The 21288-nt window shown below is 41.8% G+C and carries 22 protein-coding genes and 2 other annotated features; all 22 genes read right to left on the reverse strand.

Features of this window, described 5'->3' with window-relative positions; genetic code table 11:
* On the reverse strand, nt 1-282 hold a 282-nt coding region (rpsL, locus tag ACRRMM_RS18160; protein WP_419251136.1), incomplete at its 3' end, for a 30S ribosomal protein S12.
* Nucleotides 283-395: 113 nt separating this feature from the next.
* Nucleotides 396-644, reverse strand: a complete 249-nt coding sequence (locus ACRRMM_RS18165; RefSeq protein ID WP_008345416.1) for a 50S ribosomal protein L7ae-like protein — start codon at nt 642-644, stop codon at nt 396-398.
* A gap of 146 nt (nt 645-790) precedes the next feature.
* A complete protein-coding gene (gene rpoC, locus ACRRMM_RS18170; protein ID WP_017366455.1) occupies nt 791-4390 on the reverse strand; it encodes a DNA-directed RNA polymerase subunit beta' in 3600 nt (1199 codons plus the stop codon).
* Between the two features lie 61 nt (nt 4391-4451).
* Nucleotides 4452-8033: a DNA-directed RNA polymerase subunit beta gene (gene rpoB / locus ACRRMM_RS18175; RefSeq protein WP_007496297.1), complete on the reverse strand. Its 3582-nt coding sequence runs from the start codon at nt 8031-8033 to the stop codon at nt 4452-4454.
* 255 nt (nt 8034-8288) lie between these two features.
* Nucleotides 8289-8894 (reverse strand): class I SAM-dependent methyltransferase, encoded by a 606-nt coding sequence (locus ACRRMM_RS18180; RefSeq protein ID WP_007496296.1) that lies wholly within the window; start codon nt 8892-8894, stop codon nt 8289-8291.
* Nucleotides 8895-8990: 96 nt separating this feature from the next.
* A complete protein-coding gene (gene rplL / locus ACRRMM_RS18185; protein WP_008345418.1) occupies nt 8991-9356 on the reverse strand; it encodes a 50S ribosomal protein L7/L12 in 366 nt (121 codons plus the stop codon).
* 42 nt (nt 9357-9398) lie between these two features.
* Entirely contained in the window at nt 9399-9899 is a 501-nt protein-coding gene (rplJ, locus tag ACRRMM_RS18190; protein WP_007496293.1) for a 50S ribosomal protein L10, read from the reverse strand.
* Nucleotides 9900-9968: 69 nt separating this feature from the next.
* Nucleotides 9969-10109 (reverse strand) — a sequence feature (ribosomal protein L10 leader region).
* 46 nt (nt 10110-10155) lie between these two features.
* Nucleotides 10156-10854 carry a 50S ribosomal protein L1 gene (rplA, locus tag ACRRMM_RS18195; protein WP_007496292.1) on the reverse strand — a complete coding sequence of 233 codons (699 nt, stop codon included), beginning with the start codon at nt 10852-10854 and terminating at the stop codon, nt 10156-10158.
* Between the two features lie 99 nt (nt 10855-10953).
* Nucleotides 10954-11379, reverse strand: a complete 426-nt coding sequence (gene rplK, locus ACRRMM_RS18200) for a 50S ribosomal protein L11 (RefSeq protein WP_003216956.1) — start codon at nt 11377-11379, stop codon at nt 10954-10956.
* Between the two features lie 171 nt (nt 11380-11550).
* Complete coding sequence (gene nusG, locus ACRRMM_RS18205) at nt 11551-12084, reverse strand: transcription termination/antitermination protein NusG (RefSeq protein WP_003217197.1); 534 nt, start codon at nt 12082-12084, stop codon at nt 11551-11553.
* A 171-nt stretch (nt 12085-12255) separates the two neighbouring features.
* Nucleotides 12256-12432 carry a preprotein translocase subunit SecE gene (gene secE / locus ACRRMM_RS18210; protein WP_008345422.1) on the reverse strand — a complete coding sequence of 59 codons (177 nt, stop codon included), beginning with the start codon at nt 12430-12432 and terminating at the stop codon, nt 12256-12258.
* 34 nt (nt 12433-12466) lie between these two features.
* Nucleotides 12467-12616 (reverse strand): 50S ribosomal protein L33, encoded by a 150-nt coding sequence (gene rpmG, locus ACRRMM_RS18215; RefSeq protein ID WP_008356502.1) that lies wholly within the window; start codon nt 12614-12616, stop codon nt 12467-12469.
* A gap of 76 nt (nt 12617-12692) precedes the next feature.
* Entirely contained in the window at nt 12693-13349 is a 657-nt protein-coding gene (gene sigH, locus ACRRMM_RS18220; RefSeq protein ID WP_008345424.1) for an RNA polymerase sporulation sigma factor SigH, read from the reverse strand.
* Between the two features lie 63 nt (nt 13350-13412).
* The gene (rae1, locus tag ACRRMM_RS18225) at nt 13413-13925 is read right to left on the reverse strand and encodes a ribosome-dependent mRNA decay endonuclease Rae1/YacP (protein ID WP_007496285.1); all 513 of its coding nucleotides are present in this window, start codon (nt 13923-13925) and stop codon (nt 13413-13415) included.
* Between the two features lie 2 nt (nt 13926-13927).
* Nucleotides 13928-14677, reverse strand: a complete 750-nt coding sequence (gene rlmB, locus ACRRMM_RS18230) for a 23S rRNA (guanosine(2251)-2'-O)-methyltransferase RlmB (protein ID WP_008345427.1) — start codon at nt 14675-14677, stop codon at nt 13928-13930.
* Entirely contained in the window at nt 14661-15092 is a 432-nt protein-coding gene (locus ACRRMM_RS18235; protein WP_008345428.1) for a Mini-ribonuclease 3, read from the reverse strand. Before ACRRMM_RS18235 ends, rlmB begins: the two co-directional genes overlap by 17 nt.
* 3 nt (nt 15093-15095) lie before the next feature.
* Nucleotides 15096-16496: a cysteine--tRNA ligase gene (cysS, locus tag ACRRMM_RS18240; RefSeq protein ID WP_008345429.1), complete on the reverse strand. Its 1401-nt coding sequence runs from the start codon at nt 16494-16496 to the stop codon at nt 15096-15098.
* Nucleotides 16493-17146 carry a serine O-acetyltransferase gene (gene cysE / locus ACRRMM_RS18245; protein WP_017366453.1) on the reverse strand — a complete coding sequence of 218 codons (654 nt, stop codon included), beginning with the start codon at nt 17144-17146 and terminating at the stop codon, nt 16493-16495. Before cysE ends, cysS begins: the two co-directional genes overlap by 4 nt.
* An 81-nt stretch (nt 17147-17227) precedes the next feature.
* Nucleotides 17228-17457 (reverse strand) — a binding site (T-box leader).
* Nucleotides 17458-18909 (reverse strand): glutamate--tRNA ligase, encoded by a 1452-nt coding sequence (gltX, locus tag ACRRMM_RS18250; protein WP_007496275.1) that lies wholly within the window; start codon nt 18907-18909, stop codon nt 17458-17460. It abuts the feature before it with no gap.
* Between the two features lie 94 nt (nt 18910-19003).
* Complete coding sequence (gene ispF / locus ACRRMM_RS18255; RefSeq protein WP_007496273.1) at nt 19004-19480, reverse strand: 2-C-methyl-D-erythritol 2,4-cyclodiphosphate synthase; 477 nt, start codon at nt 19478-19480, stop codon at nt 19004-19006.
* 3 nt (nt 19481-19483) lie between these two features.
* The gene (gene ispD / locus ACRRMM_RS18260; protein WP_008345432.1) at nt 19484-20173 is read right to left on the reverse strand and encodes a 2-C-methyl-D-erythritol 4-phosphate cytidylyltransferase; all 690 of its coding nucleotides are present in this window, start codon (nt 20171-20173) and stop codon (nt 19484-19486) included.
* A gap of 13 nt (nt 20174-20186) precedes the next feature.
* Nucleotides 20187-21287: a PIN/TRAM domain-containing protein gene (locus ACRRMM_RS18265; protein WP_003217214.1), complete on the reverse strand. Its 1101-nt coding sequence runs from the start codon at nt 21285-21287 to the stop codon at nt 20187-20189.
* Nucleotide 21288 lies beyond the last annotated feature (1 nt).

The following is a 21288-nucleotide window of genomic DNA, read 5'->3' on the forward strand; positions in this document are numbered from 1 at the left end:
AAGTACTACACTGTGCTCTTGTAGGTTATGTCCGATACCAGGAATGTAAGCTGTTACCTCAATCAGGTTAGACAAACGTACACGAGCATATTTACGTAGTGCTGAGTTTGGTTTTTTCGGTGTCATTGTACCGACACGAGTACAAACCCCGCGCTTCTGTGGAGATGTTACGTTAGTGTGCTCTTTTTTGAAACTGTTGTATCCTTTGTTAAGTGCAGGAGACTTTGAGTTTTCAACTTTACTCACGCGTCCTTTGCGTATTAGCTGATTAATTGTAGGCATGTTGTTATTCCTCCCTTCATTACTTTTTTTATAACCCACATACCCAGGTGGTTCATCAAAAGGCAAAAAACAATGCTTTTGCATTTTAAGCATGCAAAAACAAAACAAGTACGCTATAACATAATGGCAACAGCTGCTGCCCCAACTTCAATTCCGCAGGCCTTGCCGAGCTTTTTCATGGAATCTACCACTAAAATGTCTACACCCTTCTCTTGCGCTAGTTTCATTACACTAGCGGTTAAAGCAGGATCAGCATCTTTCGCTACGACGATTTCCTTCACTGAATCTCGTTTCAGAGCTTTTACTGTTTGCTTCGTACCAATAATAATGGATTGAGCCTGTGATACTTTATCATAAGACATCGAATATCCTCCAAAGTAACAGGTTTTATTTTGAGCACCTTGGTTATATTATCATCATGGCAGAAGGATGTCAATATCGTTTGACAGATTATCTTGACATCCTTCACCATTTTTTGATGATTTTTATAGAAATCTTAAGAGAAAGATTACTCTACAGGAACCATGTCGTCAGACGGCTGCACTTGTGAAACCGGCTTAACTTTACGGTAGTTTGGCATTCCAGTTCCAGCAGGAACAAGTTTACCGATGATGACATTCTCTTTCAAGCCAAGCAGTTCATCACGTTTTCCTTTGATCGCCGCATCTGTTAGGACACGAGTCGTTTCTTGGAAGGATGCTGCAGACAAGAATGAGTCTGTTTCAAGCGATGCTTTTGTAATACCAAGAAGAACTGGACGGCCCGTTGCAGGACGTTTGCCTTCGAATAGTACTTTTTTGTTCGCTTCTGTGAATTGGTGTACATCAAGAAGTGTGCCTGGTAATACATCTGTATCCCCTGCATCAGCGACACGCACTTTACGAAGCATTTGGCGAACCATTACTTCTACGTGCTTATCTCCGATTTCTACCCCTTGCATACGGTATACTTTTTGTACTTCATGAAGCAGATATTCTTGAACAGCTGTCATATCAGTCACTTTAAGAAGTTCTTTCGGATCGATTGAACCTTCTGTCAGTACTTGACCTCGAGTGACTTTGTCACCTTCAACAACTTTCAGACGTGCATTGTAAGGAGCTGTGTAAGAGCGAGTTTCAACTTCGCCTTGAACCACAATTTCCTGCTGCTTGTCACGAACATCGTTAATTTCAGCAACGACACCATCAATTTCAGAAATGGTTGCCTGCCCTTTCGGATTACGCGCTTCAAATAACTCTTGGATACGAGGTAAACCTTGAGTGATATCGTCTCCTGCTACACCACCGGTGTGGAACGTACGCATTGTAAGCTGTGTTCCTGGCTCACCGATCGATTGTGCAGCGATGATTCCAACTGCTTCACCGACTTCAACGTCTGTACCAGTTGCAAGGTTACGGCCGTAGCATCGTTTACATACACCATGAGGCGTGTTACATGTAAATGCAGAACGGATCCATACTTCCTCGATTCCTGCTTCAACCACTTCAAGTGCTTTATCTTCATCAATTAGTTCGTTTTCGCCAACAATGACTTCGCCCGTTTCAGGATGAATAATTGGTTTTCTTGCAAAACGTCCGATCAGACGTTCTTCAAGTTTCTCAATAATTTCATTTCCTTCTTTAATGGACTTCGCCAAGATTCCACGGTCTGTACCGCAATCTGTTTCACGGATGATAACATCCTGTGCAACGTCAACGAGACGACGCGTGAGGTAACCTGAGTCAGCTGTTTTAAGAGCTGTATCGGCAAGACCTTTACGCGCTCCGTGAGTGGAAATAAAGTATTCCAATACTGTTAAACCTTCACGGAAACTAGATTTAATCGGAAGTTCAATGATACGTCCAGCCGGGTTGGCCATCAGACCACGCATACCAGCCAGCTGAGTGAAGTTAGATGCGTTACCACGCGCTCCAGAGTCACTCATCATGTAGATTGGGTTGACTTCATCAAGGGACTTCATCAGTTTACCTTGGATGACATCTTTAGAAGAACTCCAGATTGAAATGACTCTCTCATAACGCTCTTCTTCTGTAATCAAACCACGTCTGAATTGCTTCATGACGTTATCTACTTTTGCTTGTGCTTCTTCAAGGATTTTTTGTTTATCGTCTAGTACCACGATATCAGATACACCAACCGTAATACCGGCTTTAGTAGAATATCTGAAACCAAGATTTTTCATGCGGTCAAGCATTTTAGATGTTTCAGTGATATGGAATCTCTTAAAGATTTCAGCAATGATTTTACCTAAAATACCTTTTTTGAACGGCGCATTGATTTCTTGTTTCTCGATCGCAGCTTTGACATCCTCACCTTTTTCAAGGAAGAAACGATCAGGCGTTTTTTCTTCAATATTGCTCTTAGTCGGTTCATTCATGTATGGGAATGATTCCGGTAAGATTTCGTTAAAGATCAATTTTCCAACTGTTGTAATCAACAATTTAGAACGCTGTTCATCAGTGAATGTAACGTTCTTCAACGAGCTAGCTGCAACAGCTACACGTGTATGAAGATGTACATACCCATTTTGATAAGCAAGAAGGGCTTCATCCGTATCTTTGAAGACCATACCTTCTCCGATAGCACCTTTACGCTCAAGTGTAAGGTAATAGTTACCAAGCACCATATCCTGAGATGGCGTAACAACAGGTTTTCCATCTTTCGGGTTCAAAATGTTTTGAGCAGCAAGCATTAAGATACGAGCTTCAGCTTGAGCTTCAGCAGATAATGGTACGTGAACCGCCATTTGGTCACCATCAAAGTCAGCGTTGTAGGCAGTACATACAAGTGGATGCAGACGAATTGCGCGTCCTTCCACAAGTGTAGGTTCAAACGCTTGAATACCAAGTCTGTGAAGAGTTGGTGCACGGTTTAGTAAAACTGGATGCTCACGAATTACTGATTCTAAAACATCCCAAACTTCCGGCTGCACGCGCTCAATCTTACGTTTCGCGCTCTTAATGTTGTGAGCTAATCCTTTTTCAACAAGCTCCTTCATCACGAATGGTTTGAATAGTTCAAGAGCCATTTCTTTCGGAAGTCCACACTGATACATTTTCAAATGTGGTCCAACGACGATAACGGAACGTCCAGAATAGTCAACACGTTTACCAAGCAAGTTTTGACGGAAACGTCCTTGTTTCCCTTTCAGCATGTGAGAAAGAGATTTCAATGGTCTATTTCCTGGTCCTGTTACTGGTCGGCCTCTACGTCCATTATCAATCAAGGCATCGACAGCTTCTTGAAGCATACGCTTCTCGTTCTGTACGATGATGCTTGGCGCGCCAAGATCTAATAAACGTTTCAGACGATTGTTACGGTTGATGACACGACGATAAAGGTCGTTCAAGTCAGAAGTAGCAAAACGTCCGCCATCAAGCTGAACCATTGGACGTAATTCTGGTGGAATAACCGGAAGCACATCAAGGATCATCCAAGACGGTTTGTTTCCTGAGTTACGGAAAGCTTCCAACACTTCAAGGCGTTTGATCGCACGTGTACGACGCTGTCCTTGAGCTGTTTTTAGCTCTTCTTTGAGTGTATCTACTTCTTTCACAAGATCGATATCTTGAAGAAGTTTGTTAATTGCTTCTGCACCCATAGCTGCTTGGAAGGTGTTACCGTATTTATCTAAATAAGCACGGAATTCTTTCTCAGAAAGAAGTTGTTTCTTCTCAAGCGGTGTGTTGCCCGGATCAGTCACGACGTAAGAAGCGAAGTAAATCACTTCTTCTAACGCACGTGGTGACATATCTAGAACAAGACCCATACGGCTTGGGATACCTTTGAAATACCAAATGTGGGAAACTGGGGCAGCCAGTTCGATATGCCCCATTCTCTCACGACGGACTTTTGCCCGTGTTACTTCTACACCACAACGGTCACATACAACACCCTTATAACGAACGCGTTTATACTTTCCACAATGACATTCCCAGTCTTTTTGCGGTCCGAAGATACGTTCACAAAAGAGACCATCTTTTTCCGGTTTCAGTGTACGATAGTTAATCGTTTCAGGCTTTTTCACTTCACCAAAAGACCAAGAACGGATTTTATCAGGTGATGCGAGACCGATGTTCATATACTCAAAATTGTTCACATCTAGCAAGGGGCCTACCTCCCTTTTAATCTTCGGGTTATACCCTAGTCACTTGCTCTAATCGTTTCTGCTATTCTTTTGTGACTGCGTCACGTTCAAGATCGACAGGCGCGAGGTCTGCAGCATCTTCGTCATTAGATAACGCTAATCCGTCTGCTTTCTTCGTTTCCTCATCGTCTTCTAAATCTCTCATTTCTATCTCTTCTTCATCGCCAGATAGAATTTTCACATCCATACCTAAACTTTGAAGTTCTTTAATTAATACTTTGAATGATTCAGGGACACCTGGTTCAGGTACGTTATCCCCTTTGACGATCGCTTCGTATGTTTTCACACGACCCACAACGTCATCCGATTTTACAGTTAAGATTTCTTGAAGTGTATATGCTGCACCGTAAGCTTCAAGTGCCCATACTTCCATCTCTCCGAAACGCTGTCCACCAAACTGTGCTTTACCGCCCAGTGGCTGTTGCGTAACAAGTGAGTATGGTCCAGTTGAACGTGCGTGAAGTTTATCGTCAACCATGTGAGCCAGTTTGATCATATACATGATTCCAACAGATACACGGTTGTCGAATGGTTCACCAGTTCGACCGTCATAAAGGACTGTTTTCGCATCACGGGACATACCTGCTTCTTCAAGCGTTTCCCAAACATCTTCCTCACGAGCACCATCAAATACTGGTGACGCAATGTGGATGCCTAGGTAACGTGCAGCCATACCCATATGAAGCTCAAGTACCTGACCGATATTCATACGAGATGGTACCCCTAGAGGGTTTAACATGATATCAATCGGTGTTCCATCTGGAAGATACGGCATATCTTCTTCTGGAAGGATCTTGGAGATAACCCCTTTGTTACCATGTCGTCCGGCCATTTTGTCACCTTCAGAAATTTTACGCTTCTGAACGATGTATACACGGACTAACTGGTTAACACCTGGTGGTAATTCATCTCCATCTTCACGGTTAAAGACTTTGACATCGTGGATGATTCCGCCGCCGCCGTGTGGTACACGTAGAGACGTATCACGTACTTCACGAGCCTTTTCACCGAAGATTGCATGTAATAGACGTTCTTCAGCTGTTAGTTCTGTTACACCTTTAGGCGTTACTTTCCCGACAAGAAGGTCTCCGTCTTTTACTTCTGCACCAATACGGATGATTCCACGCTCGTCAAGGTTGCGTAAAGCATCTTCCCCAACGTTTGGAATATCACGCGTAATTTCTTCTGGTCCAAGCTTTGTATCACGAGCTTCTGATTCATATTCTTCAATATGAATAGAAGTGTAGACGTCATCTTTTACAAGGCGCTCACTCATAATGATCGCATCCTCATAGTTGTAACCGTCCCAAGTCATGAAGCCGACCATGACGTTACGTCCTAGAGCCAATTCACCTTTTTCCATAGAAGGACCGTCTGCAAGGATTTCTCCTTTGACGACTTCATCTCCAACACTTACAATTGGGCGCTGGTTGTAGCAAGTCCCTTGGTTAGAGCGGACAAATTTCAGCAAGCTGTATTTGTCTAGGTTTCCTTTGACTTGTTGTCCGTCAACGTCTTCATAACGGCGAACCCAAATATTTTTCGCTTCAACACGTTCTACAACACCTGGGTAACGGCAGATCACAGCAGCACCAGAGTCTTTACCTGATACATACTCCATACCTGTACCAACAATCGGTGATTCCGGCTGCATCAAAGGCACAGCCTGACGTTGCATGTTTGCTCCCATTAGAGCACGGTTAGAGTCATCGTTTTCTAAGAATGGGATACATGCTGTCGCTGCAGAAACAACCTGCTTCGGCGAAACGTCCATGTAGTCAACGCGGTTTCGAGGAACAACGGTGTTTTCCCCTCTGAAACGAGCAATGATATTATCATCAATAAACGAACCATCTTCACCTAATATAGCGTTCGCTTGTGCTACTACGTAATTATCCTCTTCATCAGCCGTTAAGTAATCGATTCTCGGCGTCACTTTACCTGTTTCAGGATCAACCCGACGGTAAGGTGTTTCGATAAATCCGAAGCGATTCACTTTCGCAAATGAAGATAGAGAGTTGATCAAACCAATGTTTGGACCCTCTGGTGTTTCAATCGGACACATACGACCATAGTGAGAATAGTGAACGTCACGAACTTCCATTCCTGCACGCTCACGTGTCAAACCACCCGGTCCAAGCGCTGATAGACGACGTTTGTGTGTCAATTCAGCAAGCGGGTTTGTTTGATCCATGAACTGAGAAAGCTGAGAGCTACCAAAGAACTCTTTGATAGAAGCGATCACAGGACGGATGTTGATCAGCTGCTGAGGTGTGATCGTGTTCGTGTCTTGAATCGACATTCTTTCACGAACAACACGCTCCATTCTGCTTAAACCAATACGGAATTGATTTTGCAGAAGTTCACCTACAGAACGCAGACGACGGTTACCAAGGTGATCGATATCATCTGTGTCGCCTACTCCATGAAGTAGGTTAAAGAAGTAACTGATTGAAGCAATGATGTCAGAAGGCGTGATGTTCTTCACAGCTTCCTCTACATATGCATTACCAATCACGTTGATCACTTGCTCGCCTTCTTGATCAGTTGGTGCATAAATCTTGATAGATTGAAGTTCTACTTCATCCTCTACTACGCCACCGTTTGGATAAAGCTTTCTAAATCCGATGCCGTTTTCTAAGTATGGAAGAACTTTATCAAGCACTCTTCTATCTAAAATTTGACCTTTTTCTGCTAGGATTTCACCTGTTTCAGGATCAACTAGCGTTTCAGCCAATTTTTGATTGAATAGTCTATTTTTAATATGAAGCTTCTTATTAATCTTGTAGCGTCCAACATTTGCTAAGTCATATCTCTTCGGATCAAAGAAGCGAGAGTCTAGCAAGCTTTTCGCATTTTCAACAGTTGGCGGCTCTCCAGGACGAAGACGCTCGTAGATTTCGAGAAGTGCTTTATCAGCATTCTCTGTATTGTCTTTTTCCAACGTGTTGCGTAAGTATTCATTCTCGCCAATGAGGTCAAGAATCTCTTGATCAGAGCTGAAGCCGAGAGCACGCAAAAGAACCGTAACCGGCAACTTACGTGTGCGATCGATGCGTACATAGACTACATCCTTCGCATCAGTTTCGTATTCTAACCATGCGCCACGGTTTGGAATGACAGTCGCAGTAAAACCTTTTTTACCGTTTTTGTCTACTTTACCACTGAAATATACACTTGGAGAACGTACTAACTGAGAAACGATTACACGTTCCGCACCATTAATGATAAAAGTACCTGTGTCTGTCATGATTGGGAAATCACCCATAAACACATCTTGGTCTTTTACTTCTCCAGTTTCTTTGTTAATTAAACGAACTTTTACTCTTAGTGGAGCAGAGTAAGTTACATCACGTTCTTTTGATTCTGCTACAGGATACTTAGGATCCCCTAGGCTGTAATCAATGAATTCAAGAGAAAGGTTACCAGTAAAATCCTCAATTGGGGATATATCTTGAAACATCTCTCTAAGACCCTCATCAAGAAACCACTGATAAGAAGAGGTTTGAATTTCAATGAGATTTGGTAATTCTAACACTTCGCTTATGCGTGCGTAGCTTCTGCGCTGGCGGTGTCGTCCATACTGAACTAGTTGACCTGTCAACTGATTCACCCCTCAAATCATGCGTATTATATGTGTAAAAAGTATTTCTGTCTTTCAAATGTCAGTAAAGAAATACTTTTACAAGACAAAAGAAAAAAGGGTTTCTAAAATAAGAAAACCACATCCAAAAACAAATACCGATTTTATTAGTTTTCCCAAGTATGCATAATTTATACAAAATAGTTGTTTTTTAAGCCTATCAAGCAAAATATACACATTGGCATTTTATAATGTTAACACAGCTAGGAAACTGCGTCAAACTTTTTTAGCTTTGATAATATAGTAGCCCTTTTTTTTCATAACGACCGTCACTTCTCCAAAAAGTTGCTCTAATTTCTCAATCGCAGATGGTCCACCTTGTTTTTTCTGAATAACCACCCACAACTCACCTTCCGGCAATAAATGATCAGCACTTTTTTCAAAGATCGCATGTACTACTTTCTTCCCTGCCCGTATTGGGGGATTGGTCAGTATAGAGGCAAAAGCAGCTGATGAATGAACATTCGAGAACAAATCACTTTGATAGATGCGGACATTATCAATGCGATTATGCTTAGCGTTTTCCTTTGAAAGTTCGACTGCTCTTTCGTTCACATCAATCATATGAATGGTGCGGCCTGTCATTTCGTTTGCTAACGATAAGCCGATCGGTCCATAACCGCAACCGACATCTAAGACGTCGCCATCCAAGTCAGGTTCTTCAAAAGCTTCAATTAAAAGCCTCGAACCATAGTCGACTTCTTTCTTAGAAAACACTCCACTGTCACTTGTAAAAGTAAAGCTACGGTTTCTCAAGGTGAAGTCCCATGTCTGTTTATTGCTTTTCACTGATGGCTTTTCCGTATAATAGTGGTCACTCATGGTGAATGGACCTCCTCTGGATTCAATCGTTTCAGGAGATAAGAAAAGAAAAAGCCCGCCAGTAAAAGCGAGCTTTCCCAAAAGATTAGGCGAAGATTACTTAACTTCTACAGAAGCGCCAACTTCTTCAAGCTTAGCTTTAAGTTCTTCAGCTTCTTCTTTAGCAATACCTTCTTTAAGTGGTTTTGGAGTGTTGTCAACAAGTTCTTTAGCTTCTTTCAAGCCAAGACCAGTGATTTCACGAACCACTTTGATAACTTTGATTTTTTGGTCTCCAGCACCAGCAAGTACTAGATCAAAATCAGTTTTTTCTTCAGCAGCAGCACCGCCACCAGCAGCTACAGCTACAGGAGCAGCAGCAGTTACGCCAAATTCTTCTTCGATTGCTTTTACTAAGTCGTTTAACTCAAGTACAGTTGCTTCTTTAACTGAAGCAATGATTTCTTCGATATTTAAAGCCATTTGTAATTCCTCCATTTTTAAGTTTTTTACGTCAAGTACGCATTAAGCGCCTTGTTCTTCTTTTTGATCTGCAACTGCTTTAGTAGCAAGAGCAAGGTTACGAACTGGAGCTTGAAGAACGCTAAGCAACATAGATAGTAAGCCTTCGCGAGACGGAAGTTCCGCAAGAGCCTTCACTTCTTCTACAGTCGCTACGTTTCCTTCGATAACACCAGCTTTGATTTCTAAAGCTTCGTGGCTTTTCGCAAATTCGTTGATGATTTTCGCAGGTGCGATAACATCTTCGTTACTGAATGCGATAGCGTTTGGACCTGTTAAGAAATCGTTTAAACCCGTTAGTTCAACTTGTTCAACTGCACGGCGAGTCAAAGTGTTTTTGTAAACTTTGAATTCTACGCCAGCATCACGAAGCTGTTTACGAAGTTCAGTCACTTCAGAAACTGAAAGACCGCGGTAATCTACGATTACAGTAGACAAACTGTCTTTAAATTTAGAAGTAATTTCATCAACGACAACTTTTTTAGTATCGATTGCATTGCTCATGGTTACACCTCCTGTACATTCTTTGTGTAACACTTATACCGATCAGGCCATCACGTTCCTAACGAACGGTTCTCCATATAAAAAGCCTCCATTAAGACATGGAGGCTGCATATACAAGCATACGTTAACGTAAGACTGTGACATATACACCTCGGCGGGTTAATTAAGCCATAAGGCCCCTGCTGTCTACGGTATAAATGATTATTCTATTTTACAACATTTTGATATTATCAAAACGGTTGTGATAAGTCAAGAATTATTTTGCAGAGAAAGAAGATGGATCCACTTTCACGCCAGGGCCCATAGTAGATGTAACAGAAACGTTTTTCACGTATACACCTTTAGCCGCTGCAGGTTTTGCTTTAAGGATTGTGTCATAGATTGTTGCAAAGTTCTCAACAAGCTTTTCGTCCTCGAAAGAAACCTTTCCGATTGGCGCGTGGATGTTACCAGCTTTATCAACGCGGTATTCTACTTTACCAGCTTTGATTTCATTGATTGCTTTTTCTACTTCGAAAGTTACAGTTCCTGTTTTAGGGTTTGGCATAAGACCTTTTGGTCCAAGTACACGACCGATCTTACCAACTTCACCCATCATGTCAGGTGTCGCAACGATTACATCGAATTCGAACCAGCCTTGTTGGATTTTAGTGATGTAATCAGAATCTCCAACGTAGTCTGCTCCAGCAGCTTCTGCTTCTTTTGCTTTTTCGCCTTTAGCGAACACAAGAACGCGTTGAGTTTTACCAGTTCCGTTAGGAAGTACAACTGCACCGCGGATTTGTTGATCGTTTTTACGAGGGTCTACGCCCAAACGAAAAGCAACTTCTACAGTCGCATCAAATTTCGCTGTATTTGCTTTTTTTGTAAGAGAAACAGCTTCAGCTACATCATACGCTTTAGTACGTTCGATTAGCTTAGCAGCTTCTACATACTTTTTACCTTTTTTAGCCATTATAAAAATCCTCCTTATGTGGTTTTAGCGGAATAACCTCCCACGAATAAGGGTTGCGAACTTGTCAAAACCAAACTCGCAACCCAACAAGACAAAAAATTAATCTTCGATGACAATACCCATACTGCGTGCAGTACCTTCAACCATGCGCATAGCTGATTCAACGCTAGCAGCGTTTAAGTCAGGCATTTTTGTTTCCGCGATTTCGCGTACTTTATCACGCTTAACAGTTGCCACTTTATTACGGTTAGGTTCACCAGAACCAGACTCAATACCAGCTGCTTTTTTAAGTAAAACTGCAGCAGGTGGAGTTTTAGTAATAAATGTAAATGAACGGTCTTCAAAAACCGAAATTTCAACAGGAATGATAAGACCAGCTTGGTCAGCTGTACGAGCGTTAAACTCCTTACAGAATCCCATGATATTAACACCGGCTTGACCTAGTGCAGGTCCAACTGGTGGAGCTGGGTTAGCTTTTCCAGCAGGAATTTGCAATTTAACAACTTTAACTACTTTTTTAGCCACGAGACACACCTCCTTAAAGTCCGTGATGTGGTAATAGGGGAATCCCCCTCCCACTCAACAACTTCATTCTTTATATGAATGACGAAATAACTAGCTAGCGATCTTGAGCGAACTCAAGACGTACCTTTGCTATATTACCACTTCTATACACTCATTTCAAGCTCTTTTAAATTACAATTTATCGATCTGTGTGAACTCAAGTTCCACAGGAGTTTCTCTACCAAACATATTAACGAATACTTTGACTTTGCTTTTATCATAATCAATCTCTTCGATAGAGCCTGTGAAGTTAGCAAATGGTCCATCGATGACCTTGACTGTTTCTTTAAGTTCAAAGTCGATTTCTGTCTTGCGCTCTTCAAGCCCCATTCTCTTCAGAATGGTTTCTGCTTCGCCAGGTAATAACGCTGTCGGCTTAGAGCCTGATCCAGCTGATCCAACGAATCCTGTCACACCTGGTGTATTACGAACGACATACCAAGAATCGTCAGTCATGACGATTTCTACTAACACATATCCAGGGAATACTTTCTTTTTCACTACTTTTTTCTTACCGTTTTTAATGTCCGTTTCTTCTTCTTCTGGTACAACAACGCGGAAAATTTTATCCTGCATGCCCATTGATTCAACACGCTTTTCCAAGTTCGCTTTCACTTTGTTCTCATAGCCAGAGTACGTATGCACAACATACCAATTCTTTTCCATTTTCGTTCAGGACTATTTAGTCCTTCCCTCCCCACATTTCGTAATGTCTATTTGACGAATCTCGAGTACCGGTAAATATTTTCAAGCAATTGAAAAAACCCGTAAAACGGGTTTTTTGGCAAGTCATATTATGATCTATTATAGCACGTTCAGCAGACCATTATTCAAGTATTAATGAATTAATTCGATTAATTGTGAGATTCCTATATCAAGAAAAGAGAAAAAGATGGCAAAAAATACGACTGTTAAAATAACAGTGATCGTGTAGCGGACCATTTCGTTTTTCTTTGGCCAGCTGACCTTTTTCATTTCTTTCCCGACACTTTTTAAGAAACTGATAATACGCATGTAAAAGACCTCCACAGATTAAAGAACGCAAATCCTACTTCGTTTCTAAATGTGTTTTATGTGAATTACAAGTCTTGCAATATTTCTTAACTTCTAATCTTTCAGCTGCTGAAGCAACACTTTTCATTGTCGTATAATTGCGGCTTCCGCAGTCTTTACAGGCTAGAGTAATCTTTTTCCTCATATTTACACCTATTTTCTCGACATCATTTCCTTAGTACCTTATCACAGTGTCGAAAAAGCTGTCAATATAGGTTTGATTAGAGACTGATCTCGCGCAGCTCTAAATATTTCTCTAATTTTCTCTTTACTCTTTGGAGTGCGTTATCAATTGATTTCACATGACGGTTTAAATCTTCAGAAATCTCCTGATAGGACCTACCATCAAGATAAAGCACAAGTACCTTTCTTTCCAGCTCGCTTAGTAATTCACCCATTTTCATTTCAATATCATCAAATTCTTCTTTGCTAATGATTAAATCTTCTGGGTTAAGCGCTTTAGCACCGGAAATGACGTCCAATAATGTTCTGTCCGATTCTTCATCGTATATCGGCTTGTCTAATGATACATAGGAATTTAACGGGATATGTTTTTGGCGAGTAGCTGTTTTAATTGCGGTGATAATTTGGCGGGTAATACATAATTCTGCAAAAGCCTTAAATGAAGTAAGCTTGTCCTCTCTGAAATCGCGGATAGACTTATAAAGTCCGATCATCCCCTCTTGGACAATGTCCTCTCGATCCGCTCCAATCAAGAAATAAGATCTTGCTTTCGCACGTACAAAATTGCGGTATTTCGTTATTAAATAATCTAGCGCATCACTATCTCCGACATGAACCCTTTCAATGACTTGTTCATCTTCCAACTGGCAAAATTGCTCTCTGATGGACTTACCCTTGCTGTTGTTTAGATTCACTTCGATCCCCCCGACCGCACCTAGATAGAAATATTATACAATAATGGTTGAAATATCGTCAAGCTATTCCAAGTTTCCCCGCCGCCATTTTTCAAACGTTTTCAATACATCTTCTGACAATTCAATTTTGGATGCTGGTTTATCAGAAGTAATCTTTTTGACACGTGTTTCAATCTTTCGTTCAATCACTTCTATCTCTCTTAAGAGCTCTCGTGCTGACTTACGAAGTGCACCCTGTCCAAAAATTGCCCATTGTTCTGTATAATCAGAGGTCGCCACATGAATTTGCGTCCGAATGTTATTCAAGTCTTGTGCCAGTTTTTCAATCCGCTCATCAGCCGTTTCATTTTCTCTTGTAAAGATGACCTCTACTCGGTGGTTTGTCCGCTTCTTTTCGATTCCTTTGACCATATGGGCATCGAATACGACAATGACTCGATACCCTGTATATGCTTGATATTCTGCTAAATGTTGAATCAGCACGTCTCTGGCTTCTTCAAAGCTGTTTTCTTTTAAGTGCTGCAAACGAGGCCATGCACCTATCATGTTGTATCCATCGACTAAGAGGATGTCCATCTCTATTCTCCTAACGGATAACGTTTTCGATACACTTCATACATCAATAGACTAGCGGCAACTGATGCATTTAATGAAGTGACCTGCCCGGCCATTGGCAATTTAATCAAGAAATCACATTTTTCCTTAATCAATCGGCCAATTCCTTTTCCTTCACTGCCGATGACAAGAGCGAGAGGCATCGTGCCGTCAAATTGTCTGTAGTCCTGCTTCGCAGATGCATCTGTTCCTGCGACCCAGATTCCTCTTTCTTTCATTTCATCAAGAGCTCTGGAAAGATTGGTTACTTTTGCGACCGGGATATGTTCAATGGCTCCAGTAGATGCTTTCGCAACAGTTGTCGTCAAGCCTACCGCTCGTCGTTTTGGAATGACGATTCCATGTGCACCAACAGCATCGGCCGTACGCATGATCGACCCTAAATTGTGCGGATCTTCAATTTCATCTAAGATGATGAAAAATGGTTGTTCATTCCGCTTTTCAGCAATTTGATACAGATCGTCCAATTCTGCATATTCATATGCTGCTACTTGTGCAACGATTCCCTGGTGCTGACCTGTTACCATCTGATCAAGCTTTTTCCTCGGAACATACTGAATGGTGATATTTTGCTTTTTCGCGAGTTCAATGACCTGCTGGGCTTGTCCTTTTACAGTGTTTTCTGCCATCCAGAGCTTGTATAACTCCCGATCTGACTTCAGTGTTTCAATCACTGCATTTTTCCCAATCACATAATCATGTTGCTGACTCATTTGTCTTCCTCCCTGACGTTCCGATTTCAATCGCCTGACTAATCAATTCTTCTAAGCGTTCGTCCTGCTTCTCAATAAATAAATAACCCATGAGCGCTTCAAACGCTGTACTATAACGATACGTTTGAACGTCTGTGTTTTTAGGCACTGTGCCTGATTTTGCATTTCTTCCTCTTTTCAGCACCGCTTCTTCCGCTTCTGTGAAAAAGCCCTTCTGCTGAAGCTCAAATAAAATAGCGGCCTGAGATTTAGCTGAAACGATCTTACTTGCACGTTTATGAAGCTCATTTGGTTTGGTCGCCCCCGTTTGGAGGAGGTGATGCCTCACGTATACTTCAAAAATGGCATCACCCATATAAGCAAGTGCAAGTCCGTTCAACTGTTTTCCGTCTTTCAACTTTTCAAAATTCAACATGACCTATTCTCCTCTTTTCCAGCGCGTACCTTGAGGAGTGTCCTCCAATACAATATTCATGCTCTTTAGCTGGTCACGAATTTGATCAGACAATGCGAAGTCACGATTCCTTCTAGCTTCATTCCGCTTCTCAATTAATGCTTCTACCTCTTCGTCAAGCGTGTGCTTTTCTTCTAGTGAGAAGCCGAGGACGGATGTGATTTCTTGGAACAAGCCAATAAATGCCTTGATCACTTCCTCGGATGTATGATCATTTTCCATATAGTAATTCGCTTGTTTCGCTAGTTCAAATAAAACAGAGATGGCATTTGCCGTATTGAAATCATCATTCATTTCAGAAATAAATGTCGCTCGCTGCTCTTCAATCTTTGTCAGCCATTCAGTGTTATCCTCTGTTAAATTGGTACTGCTCTCAAGGCGATGATGTAGATTTGAATAAGATGTTTTGAGTCTGTTAAATGCACTCTTTGTACTTTCCAATAAGTCAATGGAGTAATTGATTGGATGACGATAGTGAACCGACAGCATAAAGAAACGAAGCACATCTGGATCTTGTTCTTTAATAATGTCATGTACGAGCACAAAGTTCCCAAGTGATTTTGACATTTTTTCATTCTCAATATTAATATACCCGTTATGCATCCAATACTTCGCAAAAGGTTTTCCTGTCAAAGCCTCAGATTGAGCAATCTCATTCTCGTGATGAGGGAACGTTAAATCCTGTCCGCCAGCATGAATGTCAATCGTATCGCCTAAATATTTTTTGACCATCGCAGAGCACTCGATGTGCCAGCCTGGCCGCCCTTCTCCCCACGGGCTATCCCAAGAAATCTCCTGATCCTTTGCGGCCTTCCATAATGCAAAGTCGAGTGCATCCCTTTTCTTTTCACCTACACGAATACGGGCACCTGTCTTTAATTCATCAATCGATTGGTGAGACAGTTTTCCGTAGCCTTCAAATGAGCGTGTGCTGTAATACACGTCACCATCTGCTTCATAGGCGTAGCCTTTTTCAATCAATGTGGCGATAAACGCAATGATATCATCCATATTTTCTGTCACTCGCGGGTGAAGGTCTGCTTTTTTGCAGCCTAATGCACTGACGTCCTCAAAGTATGCTTGGATAAATCGATCAGCAATCGTTGGGACATCTTCGCCTAATTCATTTGCTGCTTTGATGAGTTTATCATCCACATCAGTAAAGTTGGATACGAAATTCACATCATAGCCGCTATATTCTAAATACTTACGTACCGTGTCATATACAATGGCCGGTCTTGCATTCCCGATATGAATGTAGTTATACACGGTTGGTCCGCATACATACATTTTCACCTTTCCTGGTTCAAGTGGGACAAACTCTTCTTTCTTACGTGTCAATGTATTATAAATATTGATTGTCATGATTGTTCTTCCTTTCTGCTCAATGAAGCCAGCTCACGTTTTAGCTTTTCCATTTCTCGCTCCAATTCTTTGAAACGATCAGAAACGGGATCTGGCAAATCTTGATGATTGAGATCACGATTGATTTTCTTTCCATTTTGAACGACCACTCGCCCAGGTATACCTACAACAGTAGAATGGTCTGGTACGTCTTTTAACACAACAGACCCCGCACCAATCTTGGACCCTTTTCCTACGGTAATGGAACCGAGCACCTTAGCACCAGTCGCAATCAGCGCATCGTCCAAAATAGTTGGATGCCGCTTTCCCTTTTCTTTCCCTGTTCCCCCTAATGTCACGCCTTGGAAAACAGTGACGTTATCGCCAATTTCACATGTTTCCCCAATCACGACGCCCATGCCGTGATCAATAAAGAACCGCCGGCCGATGGTTGCTGCTGGGTGAATCTCAACCCCTGTGAAAAACCGGCTGACCTGAGAAATGATCCGCGCAAGAAAATACAGCTTACGCTTGTAAAATGCATGCGCAACACGATGAGCCCAAATCGCATGAAGCCCTGAATAGGTTAGCACTACTTCAAGATAGCTTCTAGCAGCAGGATCTTGATCAAACACAGTATCAATATCTTCTTTCAGCATTTTGAAAAACACATGCTCCCCCCGTTCTTCCCCATCAATCTCTCTTAGGACTTACTCTCTTTTTTGGACAAATAAAAAACGCCTCTGCCATATGACAGAGACGTTTTGAAAACGCGGTTCCACTCTGTTTAGAAAGCCCTCATTTCGCAGCCTTCTCAACTTCATCCCATAACGGAGGGTACCGCCCTTGCATACTAACATACGTGTTCCTCAAGGGTCTTGAGGGTGCATTTCCAACGTCTGCCCATAAGTCTCTTTCAGCCGGTGAAGACTCTTTCTGTGATAGGCGAAAACATTGTACTTCTCCCTCGCAACGATTTTCCTTATATTTGTTTAATGCGGTTTAATACCGTCTCTTTACCTAGTAGTTCAATACTTTGCGGAAGCTCTGGGCCATGCGTTTGTCCTGTGACAGCCACACGAATTGGCATGAATAGTTTCTTGCCTTTATGCCCTGTTTCTTTTTGCACAGCTTTAATGGCAGCCTTGATTTCATCAGGTGTGAAAGACTCTAGACGTTCAAGCTGACCTGCAAACGAAGCCATCACTTCTGGTACTTGCTCTTCTGCAAGAACTTCCTTTGCCTCTTGATTATACTCAATTTGCTCCTTAAAGAACAACTCTGTTAACTCAACAATTTCTGCTCCGTAGCTCAATTGCTCGTGGTATAGAGAAATGAGTTTGCGCACCCACGTGTTTTCTTCTTCTGTCAGCTGCTCGCTTACCTTGCCTGCCTTTTGAAGATGTGGAAGTGTAAGTGCCACAACTTGATCAAGATCAAGTGCTTTTACGTATTGGTTATTCACCCATTTTAGTTTATGCATATCAAATAGAGCTGGTGACTTAGAAAGTCGATTGACATCGAAAATATCGATGAACTGCTCTTTTGTAAATAGTTCCTCTTCGCCAACTGGAGACCACCCAAGTAGTGCAATGAAGTTAAACAAAGCTTCTGGTAAATAGCCCAAGTTCTTATACTGTTCGATGAACTGGATAATTGATTCATCACGCTTGCTTAATTTCTTGCGGTTCTCGTTTACAATCAGCGTCATATGTCCGAACAGCGGAACATCCCAGCCAAATGCATTGAAGACCATAATTTGTTTAGGTGTATTCGAGATGTGATCCTCACCACGAAGAATGTGAGTCATTTTCATCAAATGATCATCCACCGCTACAGCGAAGTTATACGTTGGCGTACCATCTTTCTTCACAATAACAAAGTCACCGATGCCGTCTGTTTCAAATGAAATCTCGCCTTTGACCATATCGTCAAATTTTATGATTTCTCCTTTAGGCACTCGGAAGCGGATGCTTGGCTCTCTTCCTTCAGCAATCAGCTTGTCCTCTTCTTCTTTTGATAAATGACTGCATTTACCAGAGTATCGCGGCATTTCACTGCGGGCAATTTGTGCTTCACGCTCTTCTTCTAGTTCTTCAGCCGTACAATAGCACTTATACGCCAAGTCTTTCTCTAGCAGCTCGTCATAATATTTTTTGTAAATATCATTACGCTCTGATTGTCTGTAAGGACCGTAGCCCCCATCTTTATCAATGCTCTCATCCCAATCAATTCCGAGCCACTGCAAATGACGAAGCTGACTTTCTTCTCCGCCTTCTACATTACGCTTTTGATCCGTATCCTCGATTCGAATAATAAATTTGCCGCCTTGGCTGCGTGCGAACAAATAGTTGAAAAGAGCCGTTCTAGCATTCCCAATATGTAAATGACCAGTTGGACTCGGTGCATAACGAACACGCACTTCATTTCCCATGAGTTTAACTTCCTTTCATCTGCATCATGTTGTCTGACACCAATTTTTTATAAACGTATTTTATCATCAAAACCCATTCTCATCAAAACGGATTTTACTTTTTCTGAAGAAGTACGGTTGCTTGAGAGGCAATTCCTTCGCCTCTTCCTGTAAATCCAAGTTTCTCTGTCGTTGTTGCTTTGACATTCACCTGTGTGACATCTGCCTCAAGGGCTTCTGCGATTTTCTCACACATTGGCTGAATGTATGGTGCCATCTTTGGTTTTTGCGCCATGATCGTGCAATCGATATTCACCAGTGTATAGCCTTTTTCTTTTACAAGCGCCCACACGTGCTGAAGTAATTTAAAAGAGTCTGCATCTTTAAACTCCGGATCCGTGTCTGGGAAATGTCTGCCGATATCTCCTTCTGCAATCGCACCTAGGCAGGCATCCGCCACAGTATGAAGCAGTACATCCGCATCTGAATGCCCAAGTAGACCCTTTTCATAAGGGATCGTCACACCGCCAATAATAAGAGGTCTTCCCTCTGTTAATTGATGTACATCAAAACCTTGTCCTATTCTAAACATGTTCTAGTACCCTCTTTCCGCATCCATAATTGCCTTGGCAACCAATAAATCATCCGGTGTTGTCAGTTTAATATTGGTATAGTCTCCTTGGACAATATACACACTCTCACCGTGTAATTGTTCCACAAGACTGGCGTCATCTGTTCCAAGAAAGCCTGTCCGCTCCGCATGTTCATGCGCTTCTTTTAAAATAGAATGACGAAAAGCTTGTGGGGTCTGGACTGCCCACAAGCTCTGACGTTCAATGGTTTGTTCCACTTTGCCTTCTTGAACGCGTTTGATTGTGTCTTTCACTGGTACCGCTACGACTGCGGAGCCTTTTTCAATCGCTGCTTTAACGAGCAAGTCAATCTGTGTATGCTTAATAAAAGGCCTTGCGCCATCATGAACAAGCACGATGTCCGCATCTTGCACAGCCTTCAATCCTTCGTATACACTTTGCTGCCGTTCTTCACCGCCAGTGACAAGTGAAACAGGCGTTTGAAAAGCGTGTACCTTCAGTAGCCTTTCAAAGTCACGACGCTCTTCCTCATTGATCGCTAAGATCATGCGTCTGCATTGTGAATGAGCGTCAAACACCTTCAGTGTGTGGATGATGACCGGCATTCTTTTCAATTCAATAAAAAGTTTATTGCGGCCGGCCTTCATTCGCTTCCCCTGCCCCGCAGCCGGAATAACTACTTCATAATACATGTTCGTTCTCCCTTTAGAGCGCCTTCTCCAGAAGTTTTGGCTTCGCAAAAATCATTCTTCCAGCAGCAGTTTGCAGCACACTCGTGACGAGCACATCAATGTCTTTTCCAATATAATTGCGTCCTTCTTCGACCACAATCATCGTACCGTCATCTAAGTAAGCAACACCTTGGTTATGCTCTTTCCCATCTTTGATGACCTGTACCTTCATTTCTTCCCCAGGCAGTACAACCGGTTTGACTGCATTGGCTAGATCATTGATGTTTAACACTGCTACTTTTTGAAGTTCGCATACTTTATTTAAATTAAAATCATTTGTCACAACAACACCTGAAGTTAACTTAGCGAGTTTCACAAGCTTGCTGTCAACCTCTTGAATATCTTCAAAGTCACCTTCATAAATTTCAACTTTAATATCCAGTTCTTTTTGGATACGATTTAAAATATCAAGACCTCTTCGGCCTCTATTTCTCTTTAATACATCAGAAGAGTCGGCAATATGCTGTAATTCCTCAAGTACAAATTGAGGAATGACCATCACACCTTCTAGGAATCCAGTTTGACAAATATCTGCGATTCTTCCATCAATGATAACACTTGTGTCTAAAATTTTCAGCTTTTTATCTTCTATTTCAGGTTCATCATCAGCTGCTCCTTTTTTCTTTGTGACCTTTGCAGATCGAGAGAACAGCCCCATCATTTCATCCTTCTTCTTAAACCCTACCTGAAATCCAAGGTATCCTAAAAAGAAAGCCAGGAAAATCGGAATAATGGTACCAAAAATATGATATGGGATATTGTTTAGCGGGATCACGTTTACAATAAGATATGCTAGAATAAGTCCAAATACTAAACCGAAACTTCCAGATATAAGATCAGGAAGAGGCGCCTTCAATAGAGAATCCTCGATCCATTTCACCCAATTAACCACATAGCCTGTGCACCATTTACCAATGATAAAGAACACAGCGGCTCCTATTAGTGCTGAAGAGTAAGCATTTGTTATGAAAGGTATGTCCTTCACATTTAACAGCAGAAATAACTCTGGAATGATAAAAATCCCTACAACTGCACCGAAAATGATAAAAAACGCCTGAACGATTCTTTTTAACATA

Origin of the sequence: Bacillus sp. XT-4, from assembly GCF_050864245.1 — a bacterium.
Lineage (GTDB): Bacteria > Bacillota > Bacilli > Bacillales > Bacillaceae > Bacillus > Bacillus altitudinis.